The organism is uncultured Shimia sp. (assembly GCF_913054185.1).
Taxonomy (GTDB): domain Bacteria; phylum Pseudomonadota; class Alphaproteobacteria; order Rhodobacterales; family Rhodobacteraceae; genus Shimia.
Map to the genome: position 1 here is coordinate 1 of NZ_CAJXIV010000086.1, position 17741 is coordinate 17741.

Sequence of the window (17741 nt, forward strand, 5' to 3'; positions counted from 1 at the left end):
CACACGCCGACGTCCTTTGGTGAGGCGCAAGCCCTGCGCTGCGCAGACGTCTTCGGCGGCTTTCATGCCACCACCCACACAGGCCGAATGATCGTGCTGTCCGAAGCCAACTGTTTGCATGGCGCCTCTCCGTTCAAAGGATGACTTGATATAGTATAACATTTCGAATAGAGCCAGCACAAATCTTCAACTCAGAGGCTTCCCTCATGCGAATCATCAGTACGGCCATCGCGGCCTCCCTTGTAGCACTTTCCGCACAGGCCGACGTGCCAAAGGTCGTGACAGATATTGCGCCGATTCAAGCGCTTGTGGCCAAGGTGATGGAAGGGGTGGGCACGTCCAAACAGCTTTTGCCAGCCAATGTTTCCCCACATGATTACGCCATGCGCCCTTCTGAGGCACGTGCCCTGCAAAATGCAGATTTGGTGGTTTGGGTTGGGACCGATCTGACACCCATGCTCAAGGATTCGATTGAGTCGCTGGCTGGCAAGGCGCAGGCGCTGGAGCTGTTGCACCTAAATGGTACCCGTGAGTTGGAATTCCGCGAGAGTGAGACATTCATTGAGTTGTCCTTGGGCGGTAAAGATGCCCATGACCATGGCAAGCACGATGAAGATCACCATGACGATCACGATGATCATGCGGATCACAATGACCATGAAACGCACGATGAGCATGCCGAGCACAAAGACGGCCATGAAAATCATGAGGAAAAAAACGAGCACGATGAGGAGTCTGACGCACACGCCTCCCATGACGGTCACAGCCACGAAGGCGTAGACCCGCACGCGTGGCTCGACCCTGAAAACGCGCGTTACTGGGCAAATGCGATCGCTTTGACGCTGTCAGAAATGGACCCGGACAACGCCGCAGCCTATCGCGCCAATGCCACAGACTTGGACGCAGAGTTGGCTGCACTTACGGTCTCCATCTCTGAACAGCTGGCGCCGTTGAATGACACAGGCTTTGTGGTGTTTCACGATGCGTATCAGTATTTTGAGACCCGGTTTGATCTGGCGGCATCCGGCGCGTTTCTCAATGGCGATGGGGCCTCTCCAAGTGCTGCGCGTTTGAAAGCTATTCAGGACGTTCTAACCGACAACCACATCACCTGTGTCTTCACAGAACCGCAGTTTAACGATGACATCGTGGCTGCAATTAGTGAAGGATTGGACCTACATTCCGAAGAGCTGGACCCAACCGGTGCAAAACAAGACACGCCAAACTATCCTGAACTGATCCAGACGTTGGCAAACCAGTTTGAGGCCTGCCTGTCGCACTAAGCGGTTAGGTCCAATGCAACTCTGCGGGGCGGATTTCAAACGAAATGTGATGCGCCCCGCCTTGCAACCCGTCAACCGTGTGGTTTGCCAAAGCCCGCCAATACGGTTGAATGGTGACGGCGTCATCCTGAAGGATTTTCTCGCCACGTGCGACCAATGCGCGACGTTTTTCGATGTCTAACGTGCCAAGCGCCTCGTCTAGAAGCGCATCAAATTCCGGATTGGCATAACCAAACTCGTTCCACGCTTCGCCACTGCGATAGGCCAAGGCCCAGATTTGCACCCCCAGTGGCCGGTGGTTCCAATCAGTCGCGCTGAACGGGAAAGTGTTCCAGTTCTCCCAATAGGTGTTGCCCGGCACAACCCGCGTCTTGGCTTTGAAACCGGCATCACGCAGTTGCGCCACCACCGCATCAGTGGTGTTTTTGCGCCAGGCATCGTCGATGGTGTGCAGCTCCATTTCAAACGCCTCCGCCCCAACCTCTTTGAGCAGGTCCAAGGCGCCGGCAGGATCATGGTCTGGCAAACCGATGTCGGTGTATTCCGGGTGGGCGGGACCTATGTGGTGGTTTTGCGCCACTGCGCCACGCCCGTCATTGCCAAGTTCCAGTAAGATTGTGTTGTCGACTGCCTTCATAATGGCTTGGCGCACCCGTACGTCTGCATAAGGTTTGATCCCGCCGACGTCTGCCTTTTGATTGGGCCGGACAACCACAGTGGCCATGGAGATCACATTATGTTTGGTCCAGCCGTCAAAATTCGCGATCAGGTCGGCGTATTCGCCATCAACCGAATAAGTCATATCAATCGCCCCATCCCGTGCGGCGCGCGCCCAGGCGGCAGGGTCAGTGCCGAAATCAAGAAACTCAATCCGATCCATCCAGGCCCCATTGTTGGCGTTCCACCATGTGTGTGCTGGGTTGCGCACAAGAATGCCGCGCTCACCCGGAACCAGTGATTCTGGCAGGTAAGGCCCGGTGCCAACAGGATTGGAGAGCATCGTTTCTGGGTCAAAGCCTTCCGGCACAATGGCGGCTGGGTAATCTGCCATGCCAGGGATCAGGGAGACGTCGGGTTTGGGTAGGTTGAGCTGCACCGTGTGGGCGTCAACCACCTCGACGGCGCCGTCCAATACCTGATTGGTGTCTGAATCGATCAATGTTGCAAAGCGCCCGGCCATCGAGTTTCCAGTCAAATCGCGATCGCACCAGCCACGAATGTTGCGCGCCACGTCCTCTGCGGTGAAAGCGGTTCCGTTGTTCCAAGTTACCCCTTGGCGCACATATAGCGTGTAGGTTTTGGCGTCGTCGGAAATATCCCAACTTTCGAGCAAAGCGGGCTTGAAGGTGCCGTCGGTTTCATAGGTGACAAGCGTTTCCAACCACCCACGCGTGAAGTTGGCAATCTGTGGCCAATCAAACAGGCGTGGATCTTTCAGCGCGCGCACCTCCTGTTGAATGCGCACAGTGCCGCCTTGTTTGGGCAATGTCTGTGCCGCCGCAGGAGATGGCAACCCTAGCATCCCGTAAGCTGTGGCGCCGGTTGCGCCAAACGCGCAAGCCAGTGCCAAGAATTCCCGTCGATCTAGCTCACCCTGCCGCGCGGCCTCCGCATTTTGGAGGAGGGCGGTTGGCATCGGGCGTCCGTTGCGTTTGAAGAAGGGCATGGCGTCCTCTTTGGCGTCCAGAGATCGGAGGGGGCTAACAGTCATTCTTCACCGGCTTCATCTCTGGGGCAAGACATAAGCCTGTGATCTGTCAGGTGTTTCCGGCAGGACTCAGCTTAAGATGTTTTTCTTTAGAGCGGTTTAGCGGCGCCCACTCGCTGTGGTATGTACAGTTCAAACAAACTTTGAGGCCAGTTACTTGCGCATACTCAGCGTCACATCGGTGCGAAATGAAGCGCCATACCTATTGGAGTGGATTGCGCACCATCGTGCGGCGGGGGTGACGGACTTCCTGATTTACTCCAATGACTGTGATGATGGCACCGAAACGATGTTGTCTTTGTTGGCTGAGGCTGGCGAGGTTGTGCATGTTCCGCATGTGCCAGAGCCAGGCAAAAGCATTCAGTGGCAGGCGCTGCGTCAGGCGTGGAAACATCCGCTGCGCAAACAGGCCGATTGGATCCTGGTCACGGACGTAGATGAGTTTGTGAACATCCACGTGCCGGGTCATCAGCTCACGGATTTGATTGCCAATGTCCCCTCTGAAACCGATGCAATTGTTCTGCCGTGGCGGCTTTTTGGCAATAATGACCGTGTCGCAATCGACGATCTGCCTGTGACGGAACAGTTTACGCGGTGCATTCCAGCGTCCGCCCAATATCCCGTGGCGGCGAGCCTGTTCAAAACCCTGTTTCGCGCCAAAGGGCCGTTTAACCAATTGGGGGTGCATCGCCCCAAACAAAAAGACCCTGACAAGGCCGGCGAGCCCAAGATCGTGGATGGGTCGGGCAAGCCTGTACAACCGTTCTTGGTCCAAAATCCTCAGCGACTGTCGCTCTACGATTTGGGCGTGGCGCGTGACCTTGTGGAATTGAACCACTACGCGGTGCGCTCTGCGGCGGCCTTTGCCGTGAAGCGGGATCGTGGGTTGCCCAACCGGGCCACCAAAAAGGTTGATTTGGCCTATTGGGTGGAGCGCAATTTCAACACCGAGGACAATACCTCCATTGCGAAGATGCGCGCCGGGACCGATCGGGAATTGCAGCGGTTGCTGGCAGTTGAGGGCGTTGCCGAGGTGCATGCGGCAGGCGTCCAATGGCACCGCGAACGGTTTGATCATTTGATCCAGCAGCCTGAGGTGCAGGAGTTGATGTCGCAAATCTTGTGTGCCGGTAGCAGTCAGGTGCCATCTCGCGATTTGCAGCGTCAGCTGGTAAAGTGGTATCAACAGGCCAACTATAAGAATTCCTGACACAAACGTGCGGGCAGGCAGTGTAAAACAAGGGCCAGAGTATGGGCAAAGCGGCGTTTCACTATCGTGAACTGATACCAACAGATGTGCCGGGTGGCGCGGTGCTGTCTTGTGTGGCGTTGGATGCGTCTGATACCTTTGAAAGCCTCGCATTTTTTAAGACGGGTCTTGGCAAAGACGAGGTCAAAGCGGGTGGTAACACCAAAGTTCTCGATCGCCGGAGCGTAGGCAACGGGCTCATCTTGAAGCTGTCCCACGCAGAGGATGCGCCTGTCATTCTGGTGGAGGGTGCGGAGCACGTACTTCCTGTGCAGCCGCAAGAGTTGGATGTGTTTGCGACGCTCAACGTGATGTTGGCGGTGCGCAATGGGGAGACAGTGCAATCCACGTTGGATTGGTTGGCCTACCACGCGCAGGCCCACAACTTGCAAGGGGCCGTGATCCTGGATCGGGCCAAGCCGGGGACAGATGCGGCTTATTTGGCAGAGCTTGAGACCGGGGTTTCATCAATCAAAGGCCTGAAACAGGTCATGGTGTTGCGTGTTGACGCACCTTTGGGCGCGCCGGATTTGCCGGCAGAGGCACACCCCTACAACGCGCCGGATGCGCCGGGCAAAGACCGGATGCAGATCCCGGAGCCATCGCCGTGGGATTCCCCATTGGCGGAATTGCAACTGATTGAGATGATCCGCTATCGCTGGCTCAATACCGCGCGGGCTGTGGCGTTGCTTGATATCTCTGATTTGGTCACACAGACCAAAGGCAAAGCCACCAAAGGTCGCACGATTTTCGATATGGCGGTGAAGTCGTCGTCAGGCGTGGTGACGCTGGTTGGGCAGCATTGTTATCCGTGGCGGGTGCGCAATGATGATGAGGTCAGCCACGGCGATCATATTTGCGTGCAGTTTGATGCTACCAAAATGCGCCGACGCTGGGTGGTGGCACCGCAGAAAACCGGGCCCAACGTGGTTTGGCGATTGATCCGTGTGGTGGCGGCGCGTCCTGAGCCGGACGAGTGGGTGAAGTTCTACCGCTGTATGGGGTTGCGCCATCCAACTGACTCTGCCGGGCAGATTGTGCCCAAAACCTCGCTGATCGAAGAGACCGACCTGATCAAACTCTCCAAGAAGAAGTTTGACCACAAACCCATCCGCATGCCGGAGATCACAGCTCCCAAAGTGGATCCTGCCGACAATGACGTGGCCATCATCACATGCATGAAAAACGAAGGTCCGTTTATTCTCGAATGGCTGGCCTACCACCGCGCCATTGGGGTGAAGGATGTGCTGGTCTACACCAATGATTGCAACGATGGCACAGACACATTTCTCGACCTGTTGCAGGAAAAAGGCTTTGTGCAGCACCGCGACAACCCGTTCAAAGGCACCAATCTGAAGCCGCAACACGCCGCGTTGCAGGCGGGGGAAAAAGAAGAAATCATCCAAAAGGCGGACTGGGTGATCTCTATGGATGTGGATGAGTTCATCAATGTAAAAGTGGGTGATGGAACGCTGCCCGCGCTGTTTGAAGCGGTGGGCGACGCCAATTTGATTTCCTGCACGTGGCGGCTGTTTGGCAATTCAGACGTGCATGAATTCGCGGATGCGCCGCTTATGGCGCAATTCACCCGCTGCGCCCGTGAAATGACCCGCAAACCGCACCAAGCCTGGGGCTTCAAGACACTCTATCGCAACATCGGTCTGTTCAAGAAACTCGGCGTGCACCGTCCCAAAGGCCTCAATCCACAGCTTTGGACCCATATCAATTGGGTGAATGGCTCCGGGCAGAACCTGCCGAAAGACATGTTCCGAAACGCGTGGCGCTCGACAACGGACACCATTGGCTATGATCTGGTACAGCTCAACCACTATGCGGTGCGTTCCGCAGAAAGCTTTTTGGTGAAGCGGGACCGCGGCCGTGTGAACCACGTCGATCGGGATCAGGGCATGGCCTATTGGTTCCGGATGAACAACAACACCGAAGAAGAAACCTCAATTCAGCGCATGATCCCCGCCATGCAGGCCGAAATGGACAAGTTTTTGTCAGACCCGGAGATTGCCGAAGCCCATGCCTTTTCCGTGGATCGTCACCGCGATAAAATCGATGCGCTTAAGGAAACGTCCAACTACAGCAAGTTCTATGAGGACCTGACCAGCGCACGTCAGGAACGGTTGGCCCGTTTGCATCCGCATTTTGGCGCCAACGTGTTTTTGGCTGGTCCAGAAGTGATCCCGGATTGGGTGGTTGAACGGGAATTGCCGGACGATTTCTTCTTCACAGTTGAGAAGCAAGACACGGCGCACTAACACAAATTGTCGTGGAATTTCCGAAGACAGCCCAATGGTTTCCGCGTAAACTGTTTCCAAAGTAAGAACAAAGGTTGAGGTAAAATGGCCAAACTTCCTGAAATCGCATCCCTATGGATCGGCGGGCAGCTTTCCTGGTTGGAGCAGTTGTGCCTGAAGTCCTTTGCCGACGCGGGCCATCACACCACGCTTTACAGCTACGAAGAGATCACCAACGTACCGGAAGGGGTGCACGCCGCGGATGCCGCAGAGATTTTCCCGGGCGAGCCCATGCACCGTCACGCGCGCACCGGCAGCCCGGCGATTCACGCCGATTTGTGGCGTCTCAACATGTTGAAGCAGACCGACAAAATCTGGGTGGACGCGGACGTGTATTGTTACCGTCCGTTCAACTACACCCGCAAATCGGTATTTGGCTGGGAGAAAGACGGGCTGGTGTGCAATGCCGTGCTGGGCCTTCCAAAAACCTCCAAGGCTTTGAACGCCATGCTGGAGTTCTTTGAAGACGAATACGCCATTGGACCTTGGTTGAAGCCGTGGCAGCAAAAAGAGCTGCAAGCGGAGAAAGACGCCGGTCGTCCGGTGCATATGACCGAGCAGAACTGGGGTTTTACCGGCCCGGCGGCCGTGACTTACTTCCTGCAACAATCCGGTGAGATCAAATACGCGGAGCCTGAGGCAGCGTTTTATCCAGTGTCGTTCAAAGACCGCAACAAAATGATCCAGAGCCGCTTTGACATTGAAAAGGACTGGCTGACCGAAGAAACCAAAGCAGTGCATTTCTGGGCGCGTCGCATGAAGCCGCGTTTGGAAGAGAAAGAGAACAACCGCCCGCGTCGCGGCTCGTTTATGCATAAGGTGATGCAGAAGCACGACATTGACCCGGATGCCGCGCTGATCGCGCCAAAGAAGAAAACAGACAAAGCCCCGGTCACCGATCCGGAGTTTCAGGCCAAGGTGGCGATTGAATCTCTCAAAGGGGAAGCCTCCGTGGAGAAGCTGTCGCGTGATTTTCTGGTGGAAACCGGGCAGATCAAGCAGTGGCGTACTCAGTTGATTGAGGGCGCTCCCAGCCTTTTTCGGGAGGGCTGAGCGTGGCGGACGGAGACATCACCGCTGACGCGCCCAGCCAAACGGATTGGCAAAGCAACTTGAAAGAGGTCGGCGCCGAGCGGGGTTTTTTTGAAGAACTGGGTGACGAGCACTCCGCGCTCTATATCAAACAGGGCAAAACCCTGATTGTGACCTTTGAAAACCTTGATCACGTTTATGAAGACAGCGCTGAGCGCATGCCGTGGGGGTACAACTTTGTCACATCCCGTGGTTGGTCCATGCTGGGCATGATGGCGCATGGCTGGTCCTGGTATCGCGACGAGGATGTGTTTGATTTCTTTGATCGCTTGCGGGACGAAGGCTTCTTTGAGCAGTTTGACAAAGTGGTGTTTTATGGCGCCTCCATGGGGGCTTATGCGGCCTCTGTGTTCTCTGCTGCCGCACCTGGAGCAACGGTCATTTGTATCTCACCTCAGGCCACATTGGACCGGGAGATCGCCAGCTGGGAAACCCGCTACCGCAAGGCCTGGCACCGCGACTTTGGCGGGCGGTACGCCTACGGCCCAGACATGATCGCGGACGCGGCGGCGGTGAATATTTTCTACGATCCGCGTATGGGGCTTGATGCCATGCACGCGGCGCTGTTCCGAGGCGCGAACGTGCGCAAATACCGCTGCCGTTACATGGGGCACCGGATTGCGTCCCTTTGGATCATGCTTGGGCTGCTAAAACCAGTTATTGAGAGCTGTGTTTCTGGCGATATGACCGCCAGCAAATTTTACGGCATGATGCGCGCGCGCCGTGAAGTCGGGCGGTATCAGAAAGAGATGCTCAACACCGTTCTTGCCGATGGGCGGCCGTGGTTGATTGCGAACTATTGTTCAGCTGTGCTCGCGCGGCGACGCGGGCCAAACTTCCGCAAGGCCCTAAACGCAGCTCGTGCCAAACTGGCTGGCTAAAACCCCTTAAGCGTCACGCAATGTGTCACCAAAGCTGATGGTTGGCGCGAGCGTGATTTGGCCGTCTTTTTCAACGTCATTCACGCGGGCGGCAATGATCTCTGCCGCCTTTGTGCCAATCTCGCGGCGGCAGGCGTCCATTGTGGCAAGTTGACGTGGCAAGCCTTGTAGCAGCTCCACGCCATTAAACCCGGCGAGGCCAATCTGCCCAGGCACGTCGATGCCTTTCTCCAACAGGTAGAGCAGACCGCCGGCGCCAATCATGTCGTTGCTGTAATAGATGAAATCCACGTCCGGGCTGCGCTCCAGAACGGCTTCGGTCATTTCGCGACCTTTCGCCAAGGCAGACCCACCGGAATAGAATTCCCGATCCACCACTTCAACGCCGGATTTGGCAAGCACCTCGGTGAAGCCTTCAAAGCGTTTGCGGGCGCGGTGATCGAGCGGCATTTTTGTGCCGAGGAAGGCAATTTTTTTGTAGCCCGCTTTCAGGATTTCCGCGGCCATTTCACGGCCAGCTCGGCGGTGTGAAATACCAACCATGGCATCAATTGGCTCTCCATCGGTGTCCATAATTTCGACAACTGGAATGCCGCTGGCGTGTAGCATGGCACGCGAGGCCTCGGTGTGCTCCAACCCTGCAATGATCACGCCAGATGGCCGCCAGGACAGCATTTCGTAGAGAACTTTCTCTTCTTTTTCAGGGAGATAATCAGTCACGCCGACAACCGGCTGCAATTCGGTGTCTTCCAACACCTGACTGATCCCGCTCAGAACTTCAGGGAACACCATGTTGGACAGCGACGGGATAATCACCGCAACAAGGTTCACCCGTTGGCTGGCAAGCGCACCGGCAATTTTGTTGGGCACATAGCCAAGCTCTTTGGCTGCCGTGAGCACCTTGTCACGTGTGGTCGCAGACACGTCCCCGCGGTTGCGCAATACGCGGCTGACCGTCATCTCGGACACCCCCGAAGCTTCTGAAACGTCACGAAGGGTCAAGGAACGGTTTTTCTGAGTCACTGATATTCTTCCCGATAAGACTATCGGAATGTTACCGCGATCAGTCGCGCCTATTCAAGCTTTGGCTGCTTGCGCATATGTGCTCAGATTTACATGTCCGCCGAAATCGCAAAACTCTCGACCGGCTCTTTCACGTTGTGTAGGGACACGGGCCCAAGCGGTTTGCTGTCAGGTGCGTGCTGCGCCACGCGTCCAGAGGCCACAATCCGGTGGCCTACGGTTTTGCCATAATCACCCAAGCGCGCGGCGATGTTTGCCGGGCGGCCAATGACTGTGAAGTCCAGCCGTTCTTGCGAGCCAACGTTGCCGTAGGTGACTTGCCCATAGCAAATGCCAATCGAGCACTCACAACACCGGTTTGGATCTTCCTCACGCAGTTCCGCCAGCTTGGCAACAATCTCGCGCGCGGCCTGTAGCGCCTCAGCCCCGGCATCGGTGCCGTCCTCGGTGTCTGGGAACACCGCCAGCACAGCGTCGCCAATGAACTTCAGCACTTCCCCCCCATGTGCATGCACAATTGAGGAGGCGGTATCAAAAAACGTGTTGAGCAGGTCGATGTAATCTTTGCGGCCCAGTTCTTCTTCCAGTCGGGTGGAGCCGCGCAGGTCGCAAAACATGATGGCGGCGTCGATGTCATCGCCATCCCCACGACGGATTTCGCCCCCCAGAACCCGTGCGCCGGTGCGCCGGCCTACATAGGTTTCCAACAGGGATTGCGCGTTTTCCTTTTGGGTGAACACCTCAAAGAACCGGCTGATCACGCTGGAGACTTCAAAGATCAGCCCCAAATTGGCCGTGGTGAACCCGTCCGGATGATCGCTGGTCAAGGTAAAGACGTTGATCTGACCGTCGGAGAAAAACAAAGGCATGGCGACATAGTCTGTCGCGCCGTCCTCTTTCAGCTCCTGCATAAACGGGAACTGCATATCTTTGCTCTCACATTCCAGCTTCTGACGCACCCCGCCAAGACCTTTGGACACGTAACTCAGTGGGCTGTTTTGGAACGCCGGATGATCATACAGCTCGTAGGACGGTGCAAAGGTGGTGATTTCATCCTCGTCCCGCTTCCAGATGTAATTCTTGCCAGCAATCAGCGGATGCAAAGACCAGATCATTGCGCTGACGCGGGAAACGGCGATGCCATGCTCGAGCATTTTTTTGCCAAGGGCACCGAGGAAATCTTCGGGGGTTTTTTCGAACGCCGCCCCACGCATCAGCCAATCCACCAAGGGGCCGGTGATATTGCCATCTGCCACCGGGTCCAGTTCCACGCCCCCCAAATCATAGTCAACTTGGGCCGCGGGCATAAATGCGATGTGGCCGTTGATGCCGCCACTTTCGGGCATGGCATCATCATAAGACCAAACGCCATTTGAAACGCTGTTGCCGTCCAGCAAGATATCGCGATAGCGGGCGGTGCCTTTGAAAGGGCAGAACGTCTTTAGGTCGGTTTGCTCAGACAGCGGTGCCGTTATGTCATCTTTGGGGATGTAGATCTGCGGTGTCAGCCGCGTTTCATACATGACTTTGGCATTGTTGCTTTGCGCCAAAACCTGTCCGTCGCGCAGAACTCGCACGGTGGAGGCGATGGGTTTGATCTCAATCCCGTAGCCCGCATTGGCGCCAAAACGTGAACCTTCCATGCCCTGATCCTTCCCTGATCGTCACCCGTGTCACGCGGTCTCCCCTATGTGGGGTGTGAACAAAAGGCAAACAAGAGGACGGACGGCACATCAATCAATTGTGTGCCGCACCCTCAGAGCACTTCTATCACATCTTTGTCGATCGAGAGCACATAGCCTTTGCGAGCGATGTTCTTGACCAAAAGCTGACTGACCATCTGGTTCCCCAGCGAGTCCCGCAGCCGTTTGATGCGTGTCGCGCCGGCCGCTTCCTCGCAGTCGGTTGAGGGTTTGCCGGAGATCACGCTTTCCAACTCCACACCGGACAGCACGTCGTCATCCATGCGCGCCTCCGCCAAAACGGAGAGTGTTTCCATGGCGGCATCCGTCAGTTTGAAGCCCATCTCGTTGAGGTAAACCGTCTTCTCTTCCCGGCTGACAATCAATGAGGTCACTTGAATCCCGGCCCGTTCAATCTGTGCCATACGGCGGTTCATGCTGATCAGGCCCACCAAGAACACTAAGGCCGCAATCATCATGCCGGTGGCAAACACCAACAGCACTAGGATCACCATGCGGTAGCTTGCCAATGTGTCCGCAAAAGCTGTGCCTGACTGGGCGAGGATTTCCAGCAGTTTGATCTCTGCCTGTCCTGTCAGCGTGTCGTTTTCCAGGAACAGTTGTTCAACACGAGAGTTAAACGCGTTGCCATCTGGCAGTGTCAAAAGAAGCCACGCGGCACAGGCCAGAAGGATGGCGACAATTGCCCCAATCCCCAGTGTCACGATCCGCCCACCGTTGCGCCGCGTTTCAATAACGGAGGTAGAATTGTCCTGCACTGTCTTCCTTTCCGGAGAGTTCTGAGGCGTCAAACACCGAAAGCACGTTTAACAAGGTCCACCCGTCTTTCCCAATGCGTGCGGCAACTTCTTGCTTTGCGGATTCGGCATCACAGCCGTTTTTGAGGTTGATCACACCGTAATGCAGACGCAATGGTGAATCCTTTTTGGCTTTGTAATCGGCGTAGCACTCGGCGGCGAGCGCAACACTGGGAGCTGCGAAGGTTGCGAGTAAGGCGCCAATGCAAAGGCTGTGTGTCATGAGCTGTTTCATGGGGCGACCTTGGCGCGAAAACTCCCTGTTATTCAATAACCAAGTTGGAGAGAACGGCTGATATCCCATAACAAGGTGCTGATATTGCGAGATTTTTGGGAAATCGGCGAAAACGAATGAGCAAACCGGCGCACAGCCCGGGCAACATTCAAAAACAGGACTTCGCCATGACTTCCAAATCGTTTATCGCCTCCGTACTGAGCATCGCCATCATTCTCACCGGTGCGACAGCCCCCCGGGCCAACGCAATGGATGAGGACGCCATCGCCGCGCTGCTGTTTGGTGTGACCGCGCTGGCGGTGATTGGCGCAGCTGTGGCGGATCATAAGAAATCCGACCCTGCACCGGTGGTGTCCAAGCAGGTGACAAAGCCGAAACCCAAAAAGAGCCACAAACCCAAGAAAAAGCACAAAGCTTGGCTGCCAAGTCACTGTGCTAAGCGGTTTGAAGCCAAAAATGGTCGCATTATCCAAGGCTACGGTCAGCGCTGCCTGTTCCGCGCGCAATACCCGGCCTACCGTCTGCCGGAGAAATGCTATTTCAAGCGCAAAGGCGTGAATGGCCGCATCGCTGGCTACAAAAGCCAGTGCCTGAGCAAGAACGGCTACAAAGTGGTTTGGCGCTAATCTGATCCCCGACATCGAGTGGTGTGCAAGCCGACAGCAAGATCGGCAACTGGCCGGGCAGACGAGGGGCTGCCCGGCTTTTTTCTTGCGCATAGGTCTCTGAGGTGGTTCTCAAGGCGGTATGACAAAAGAGAAAACAGTCCCCGACTTTTCATTAGAGACCGCAGCCTTTTCCCGTGGCTTTATGCGTGTGGCCGGCGTTGACGAAGTGGGGCGTGGCCCTTTGGCTGGCCCGGTGACCGCGGCGGCGGTGGTGCTGGATCCCAACAACATCCCAGATGGCCTCAACGACTCCAAAAAACTGACCGCAAAACGCCGCGAAGCACTGACCGAAGAAATTTTGAAAGTGGCGGATGTCTGCATCGCCCACTGCACGGTCGAAGAGATCGACGAACACAACATCCTGCGCGCCAGCCACATCGCCATGGAGCGGGCCGTCGCGGGGCTGTCATCGGCCCCGGATCATTTGTTGATCGACGGCAACTTGATCCCGCTTGGGTTGCGTGAAAGTTCCGAAGCAATCGTAAAGGGGGATGCGCGGTCACTCTCGATTTCCGCCGCATCCATCGTGGCCAAAACAGCGCGCGACACCATCATGATGGATTTGGCGCAACAGTTCCCTGGTTACGGATGGGAAACAAACGCCGGATACCCGTCCAAAAAGCACAGAGAGGCGCTGGTGAAACTGGGCGTGACCCCACATCATAGGCGTTCGTTTAAGCCTGTGCACAATATCTTGTATCAAGCGAAAAACTAACTCGCTGATTCAAAAAAGAAATTGACGCCGAATCGTGTTTGACTCAAACTTATCCACATAACGAGCGCACTAAAAAAACCGCGCCGTAATGAGGCAGAGAATGAAAACGATGACCAAAGCGAAGAGCGCGTCCGCGCTCCCGATCAATAGTATATTGTCCGGCGACTGTATCGAAGTGATGAACAGTCTGCCTGAAAACTCCATCGACCTAATCTTCGCAGACCCGCCCTATAACCTTCAGTTGAAAGGCGATCTGCACCGTCCAGATAACTCCAAAGTGGACGCGGTTGATGATGAGTGGGACCAGTTTTCGAGTTTCGCCGCGTATGACAAGTTCACACGCGAATGGCTGAAGGCGGCGCGCCGTCTTCTCAAACCCAACGGGGCAATCTGGGTGATCGGCTCCTACCACAACGTGTTCCGCATGGGCGCGGAATTGCAGAACCAGGGCTTCTGGATTCTCAATGATGTGGTCTGGCGCAAGTCCAACCCAATGCCAAATTTCCGTGGCAAACGCTTCACCAACGCGCATGAAACCATGATTTGGGCGTCCAAATCCGAAGGCGCCAAATACACCTTCAACTACGAAGCGCTCAAATCGCTCAACGAAGGCATTCAGATGCGTTCTGATTGGGTGCTGCCAATTTGCACTGGTCATGAACGTCTGAAAGATGACAACGGTGACAAGGCGCATCCAACACAGAAGCCGGAAAGCCTGTTGCATCGCGTGCTGGTTGGTTCCACTAATCCGGGTGATGTGATCCTCGATCCATTCTTTGGCACTGGCACCACCGGTGCTGTCGCCAAAATGCTGGGCCGTGAATACATCGGCATCGAGCGCGAAGCTGCGTATCGCAAAGTGGCTGAGAAGCGCCTCAAGCGGGTGCGTAAGTTTGACCGCGAAGCGCTGACCGTGACCGCCTCCAAACGATCCGAACCTCGCGTGCCGTTTGGCCAGCTTGTGGAACGTGGCATGTTGCGTCCGGGCGAAGAATTGTATTCCCTGAATGGCCGTCACAAAGCCAAAGTTCGTGCGGATGGCACGTTGATTGGCGACGATATCAAAGGCTCCATCCATCAGGTGGGGGCGCATTTGGAAGGCGCGCCAAGCTGTAACGGTTGGACCTATTGGTCTTACAAACACGAAGGCAAGAAGGTGCCAATTGACCTTCTGCGTCAGCAAATTCGTGCAGAAATGGCGGCGCGTCCCAACTAAAGCATTTTGCGGAACCCCAAGACCCGGGTCGCTTGTCGCGTTTGCCTGAAAGGCAGAGACGCGCACAGGCGATCCGGACCAAACGCAAAGTGCCGTGGGGCAAGCCAAATACCATACCACAGATAACTATACCGCCGGATGCCTGTAGCCGAACTGACTACGCAGGTATCCAGACTTCCCCGCCGCAACCCGGCGGGGTTTTTTTGTCGCGGTAGGGGTGTAAGCTTGCGCACAACACCTATCTCAGCCCGAGAGAACGGAGAGCCAGTTTATGGTCGAGCAGACGCAAACCAAATCGACCGCCTATCTGGATCGGTTTGAAGAGGGCGAAGAGCGCAGCGACAGCTACACAGAAGCCGTGTTGGAACGCCACAAGCGTGAAGGTCTTGATCTGGCGGTCAAGGCCCGCTGGGTCGCCATGTCTATCATCGGCGTGTTTCTTCTGTTCACCGTGCATTGGCCGGAAGTGTTCTACTATGAACTCATTCTGTTTTTGCTCTGCGTCAACGGCTGGCTCATTCGCCGTGCCGGTCGTGTGGGGCGTTCCAAAATGGAGCTGTTCCTGATCTTTGTGGACCTGCTGTTGATGGTTGTCGGAATCATTGGGCCTAACCCCATTGGCCTGGATGACTGGCCGCAAGCGATGCAATATCGCTTTGGCAACTTCCAGTATCTGTTCTTGATCCTCGCCATGGGTACATTGGCCTACTCGTGGCGCACGGTGATCGCCATTGGAACGTGGACAGCCACGATGTGGATGGTTGCGCTGGGCCTCTCAATTTGGCTGACAGATCCCCTGCCTGACATGAGTGAGGCGATCCGTGTGGCGCTGCCAGGATGGCCTGACCTCGCGTTTCTAATCGACCCAAACAGTTTCAACATCCGCCTGCGCATTCAGGAAGTTGTTGTCTTCCTTTTGGTGGCGATCACTTTGGGTCTCTCGATGCGGCGGTTTAACGGCCTGTTGCGTTCTAACGCGGCGTTGGAACGGGAACGGACCAACCTATCGCGATATTTCTCACCCAACGTCGTGGAAGAGCTGAGCCAGAACGACGAACCGCTCAAGCAAATTCGCTCTCATGATATTGCCGTTCTGTTTGTGGATATCGTTGGGTTTACCGAGTTTGCCGCCGCACGTCGGCCTGAAGAGGTGATTGAGACCTTACGCGACTTCCACGGGCTTATGGAACGTGCGGTGTTTGCCCACGAAGGCACGCTGGATAAATATCTCGGCGATGGGTTGATGGCGACGTTTGGCACGCCCAATCCATCAGATCACGATGCGCAAAACGCGCTGCGGTGTGTGCGCCAGATGATGGCGGACGTCGATGTGTGGAACGATGCTCGCATCGCCAGCGGCCAGCCGCCACTCCGCGTTGGATTTGGGGCGCACTACGGGCCGGCGGTTTTGGCGGATATTGGTGCCAACCGCTTGGAGTTTGCAGTTGTGGGCAACACCGTGAATGTTGCCTCGCGTCTGGAAAGTATGACCCGAGGCCTCAATGCCCGCCTGGTGATCAGCGACGGCATGCGCAATGAGGTCCTCAAAGAAGGGGGCGATGAGTGCCTCGACGGGCTGCAAAAATTCACCGACCAAGACATTCGTGGCGTGGCGGAAAAGCTGACGGTCTGGGCCTTTGAACGACCTGACGATCATGGGGTTTGACCGTCACCTCGGCAGTGGATTTTTGGCCTTGTTGTAGGGCTGCCAATTGGTGACCTCTGGATAATACATGTCCCGCCATTTGCGCACGCGCGGGTTCATCACCTTTTTCCAGACCGGCGGGATCATCGCTGCAATCGTCATGATCGGATAGCCAAACGGCAACTGCGGCGCTTCGTCATCGGTATAGTTCTGCAAGAGCGGGAAGCGGCGATCCGGCTTGTAGTGATGGTCCGAGTGCCGCTGCAAATTGATCAACAGCCAGTTGGAGGCTTTGTGGGCTGCATTCCAGCTGTGATGCGGTTTCACATGTTCATATTTGCCTTCGCCGAGATGTTTGCGCGTCAGACCGTAATGTTCCACGTAGTTGACCAGCTCCAGTTGCCAGATCGCGATCCACGCCTGCCAGATAAACAAAGCCACCCCGAGCCAGCCTCCGATGAGCAAGGCTAAAAGCAGCATGCCGCCCTGAAGCATCCAATAGCGGAAAAACGGGTTGGACAGATCCGTCCATGGCAAATCTTTGCGCGCCAACATGTCTTTTTCGGCCTTGAAAGAGGACTTTAGCGAGCCGAGCAGCACGCGAGGGAAAAACCGGTGGAAACCTTCGTTGTAGCGCGCTGTCACAGGATCACGCGGTGTGCCAACGTAGCGGTGATGCACCAGCAGGTGCTCACTGCGGAAATGAGAATAGAGCACCATCGCCAGCAGAATGTCCCCCATCCACCGTTCAGATTTGGGTTTCTGGTGCATCAATTCATGGCTGTAGTTTATGCCAATGGTGCCGCTGATAACGCCCACACCAAAGAACACGCCAATTAAGGCGCCGGTGCTGAGGTGGTCCGCCCGCGTAGCATAGAAAATCAGCCCAAAGATGGTGATAAATTGCAGCGCTGGCCAGATCAGTGTGACCATCCGGTACCATTTTAGTTGTTCATCCGTGGTGTCTAGGTCGGCGTTCTCAAGGTTTAATCCAGTGACCGCGTCCAAGGCCGCAAACAGATACCATGTGGTGAACGGCACCAACAGCACCCACCAGTTGCCCAACCCGGCGGTGATCCAGACCAATGGGATCAGAAGCAGGGAACACCAAAACGGCACCGCGTTGGCAAACTTGGCAACTTGGGAAGAGGCAATCATAACCACAGTCCTTTGAACTTGTTGCGCAAACTATGCGGCGAACCGCTCCTTTGCGCAATGAG

The 17741-nt window shown here is 55.8% G+C and carries 15 protein-coding genes; 9 read left to right on the forward strand and 6 right to left on the reverse strand.

Annotation, left to right across the window (positions count from 1 at the left end; all coding sequences use genetic code 11):
• Positions 1–206: 206 nt before the first annotated feature.
• Positions 207–1283 carry a zinc ABC transporter substrate-binding protein gene (locus tag QZ517_RS15680; RefSeq protein ID WP_294228468.1) on the forward strand — a complete coding sequence of 359 codons (1077 nt, stop codon included), beginning with the start codon at positions 207–209 and terminating at the stop codon, positions 1281–1283.
• A gap of 4 nt (positions 1284–1287) precedes the next feature.
• Here the strand turns inward: QZ517_RS15680 and QZ517_RS15685 are convergent, their stop codons facing one another.
• Positions 1288–2994 (reverse strand): ABC transporter substrate-binding protein, encoded by a 1707-nt coding sequence (locus tag QZ517_RS15685; RefSeq protein ID WP_366766242.1) that lies wholly within the window; start codon positions 2992–2994, stop codon positions 1288–1290.
• A 154-nt stretch (positions 2995–3148) separates the two neighbouring features.
• Here QZ517_RS15685 and QZ517_RS15690 point away from each other — a divergent pair, with 154 nt between their 5' ends.
• From QZ517_RS15690 to QZ517_RS15705, 4 genes are all read left to right on the forward strand, one after another.
• The gene (locus QZ517_RS15690) at positions 3149–4201 is read left to right on the forward strand and encodes a glycosyltransferase family 2 protein (RefSeq protein ID WP_294228469.1); all 1053 of its coding nucleotides are present in this window, start codon (positions 3149–3151) and stop codon (positions 4199–4201) included.
• Between the two features lie 41 nt (positions 4202–4242).
• Positions 4243–6507, forward strand: coding sequence for a glycosyltransferase family 2 protein (locus tag QZ517_RS15695; protein WP_294228470.1), 2265 nt, complete (start codon positions 4243–4245; stop codon positions 6505–6507).
• Between the two features lie 84 nt (positions 6508–6591).
• Positions 6592–7599, forward strand: coding sequence for a hypothetical protein (locus QZ517_RS15700; protein WP_294228471.1), 1008 nt, complete (start codon positions 6592–6594; stop codon positions 7597–7599).
• A gap of 2 nt (positions 7600–7601) precedes the next feature.
• Positions 7602–8519, forward strand: a complete 918-nt coding sequence (locus QZ517_RS15705; RefSeq protein ID WP_294228472.1) for a phosphoadenosine phosphosulfate reductase — start codon at positions 7602–7604, stop codon at positions 8517–8519.
• Positions 8520–8525: 6 nt separating this feature from the next.
• Here the strand turns inward: QZ517_RS15705 and QZ517_RS15710 are convergent, their stop codons facing one another.
• The 4 genes from QZ517_RS15710 to QZ517_RS15725 all read right to left on the reverse strand — a co-directional run bounded on the left by QZ517_RS15710 (position 8526) and on the right by QZ517_RS15725 (position 12265).
• Complete coding sequence (locus QZ517_RS15710; RefSeq protein ID WP_294228483.1) at positions 8526–9548, reverse strand: LacI family DNA-binding transcriptional regulator; 1023 nt, start codon at positions 9546–9548, stop codon at positions 8526–8528.
• An 83-nt stretch (positions 9549–9631) separates the two neighbouring features.
• Entirely contained in the window at positions 9632–11185 is a 1554-nt protein-coding gene (locus tag QZ517_RS15715; protein WP_294228473.1) for a DUF427 domain-containing protein, read from the reverse strand.
• 113 nt (positions 11186–11298) lie between these two features.
• Positions 11299–12003 (reverse strand): hypothetical protein, encoded by a 705-nt coding sequence (locus QZ517_RS15720; protein WP_294228474.1) that lies wholly within the window; start codon positions 12001–12003, stop codon positions 11299–11301.
• Positions 11975–12265 (reverse strand): hypothetical protein, encoded by a 291-nt coding sequence (locus QZ517_RS15725; RefSeq protein WP_294228475.1) that lies wholly within the window; start codon positions 12263–12265, stop codon positions 11975–11977. Before QZ517_RS15725 ends, QZ517_RS15720 begins: the two co-directional genes overlap by 29 nt.
• A gap of 179 nt (positions 12266–12444) precedes the next feature.
• On the opposite strand from QZ517_RS15725, the gene QZ517_RS15730 reads away from it, so the two are divergent.
• The 4 genes from QZ517_RS15730 to QZ517_RS15745 all read left to right on the forward strand — a co-directional run bounded on the left by QZ517_RS15730 (position 12445) and on the right by QZ517_RS15745 (position 16542).
• Positions 12445–12903, forward strand: coding sequence for a hypothetical protein (locus tag QZ517_RS15730; RefSeq protein WP_294228477.1), 459 nt, complete (start codon positions 12445–12447; stop codon positions 12901–12903).
• 121 nt (positions 12904–13024) lie between these two features.
• Positions 13025–13660, forward strand: coding sequence for a ribonuclease HII (locus tag QZ517_RS15735; RefSeq protein ID WP_294228478.1), 636 nt, complete (start codon positions 13025–13027; stop codon positions 13658–13660).
• A 100-nt stretch (positions 13661–13760) separates the two neighbouring features.
• The gene (locus tag QZ517_RS15740) at positions 13761–14876 is read left to right on the forward strand and encodes a site-specific DNA-methyltransferase (RefSeq protein ID WP_294228479.1); all 1116 of its coding nucleotides are present in this window, start codon (positions 13761–13763) and stop codon (positions 14874–14876) included.
• A gap of 271 nt (positions 14877–15147) precedes the next feature.
• Positions 15148–16542: an adenylate/guanylate cyclase domain-containing protein gene (locus QZ517_RS15745; protein ID WP_294228480.1), complete on the forward strand. Its 1395-nt coding sequence runs from the start codon at positions 15148–15150 to the stop codon at positions 16540–16542.
• A gap of 3 nt (positions 16543–16545) precedes the next feature.
• Here the strand turns inward: QZ517_RS15745 and QZ517_RS15750 are convergent, their stop codons facing one another.
• Complete coding sequence (locus QZ517_RS15750) at positions 16546–17679, reverse strand: alkane 1-monooxygenase (RefSeq protein ID WP_294228481.1); 1134 nt, start codon at positions 17677–17679, stop codon at positions 16546–16548.
• Positions 17680–17741: the final 62 nt, after the last annotated feature.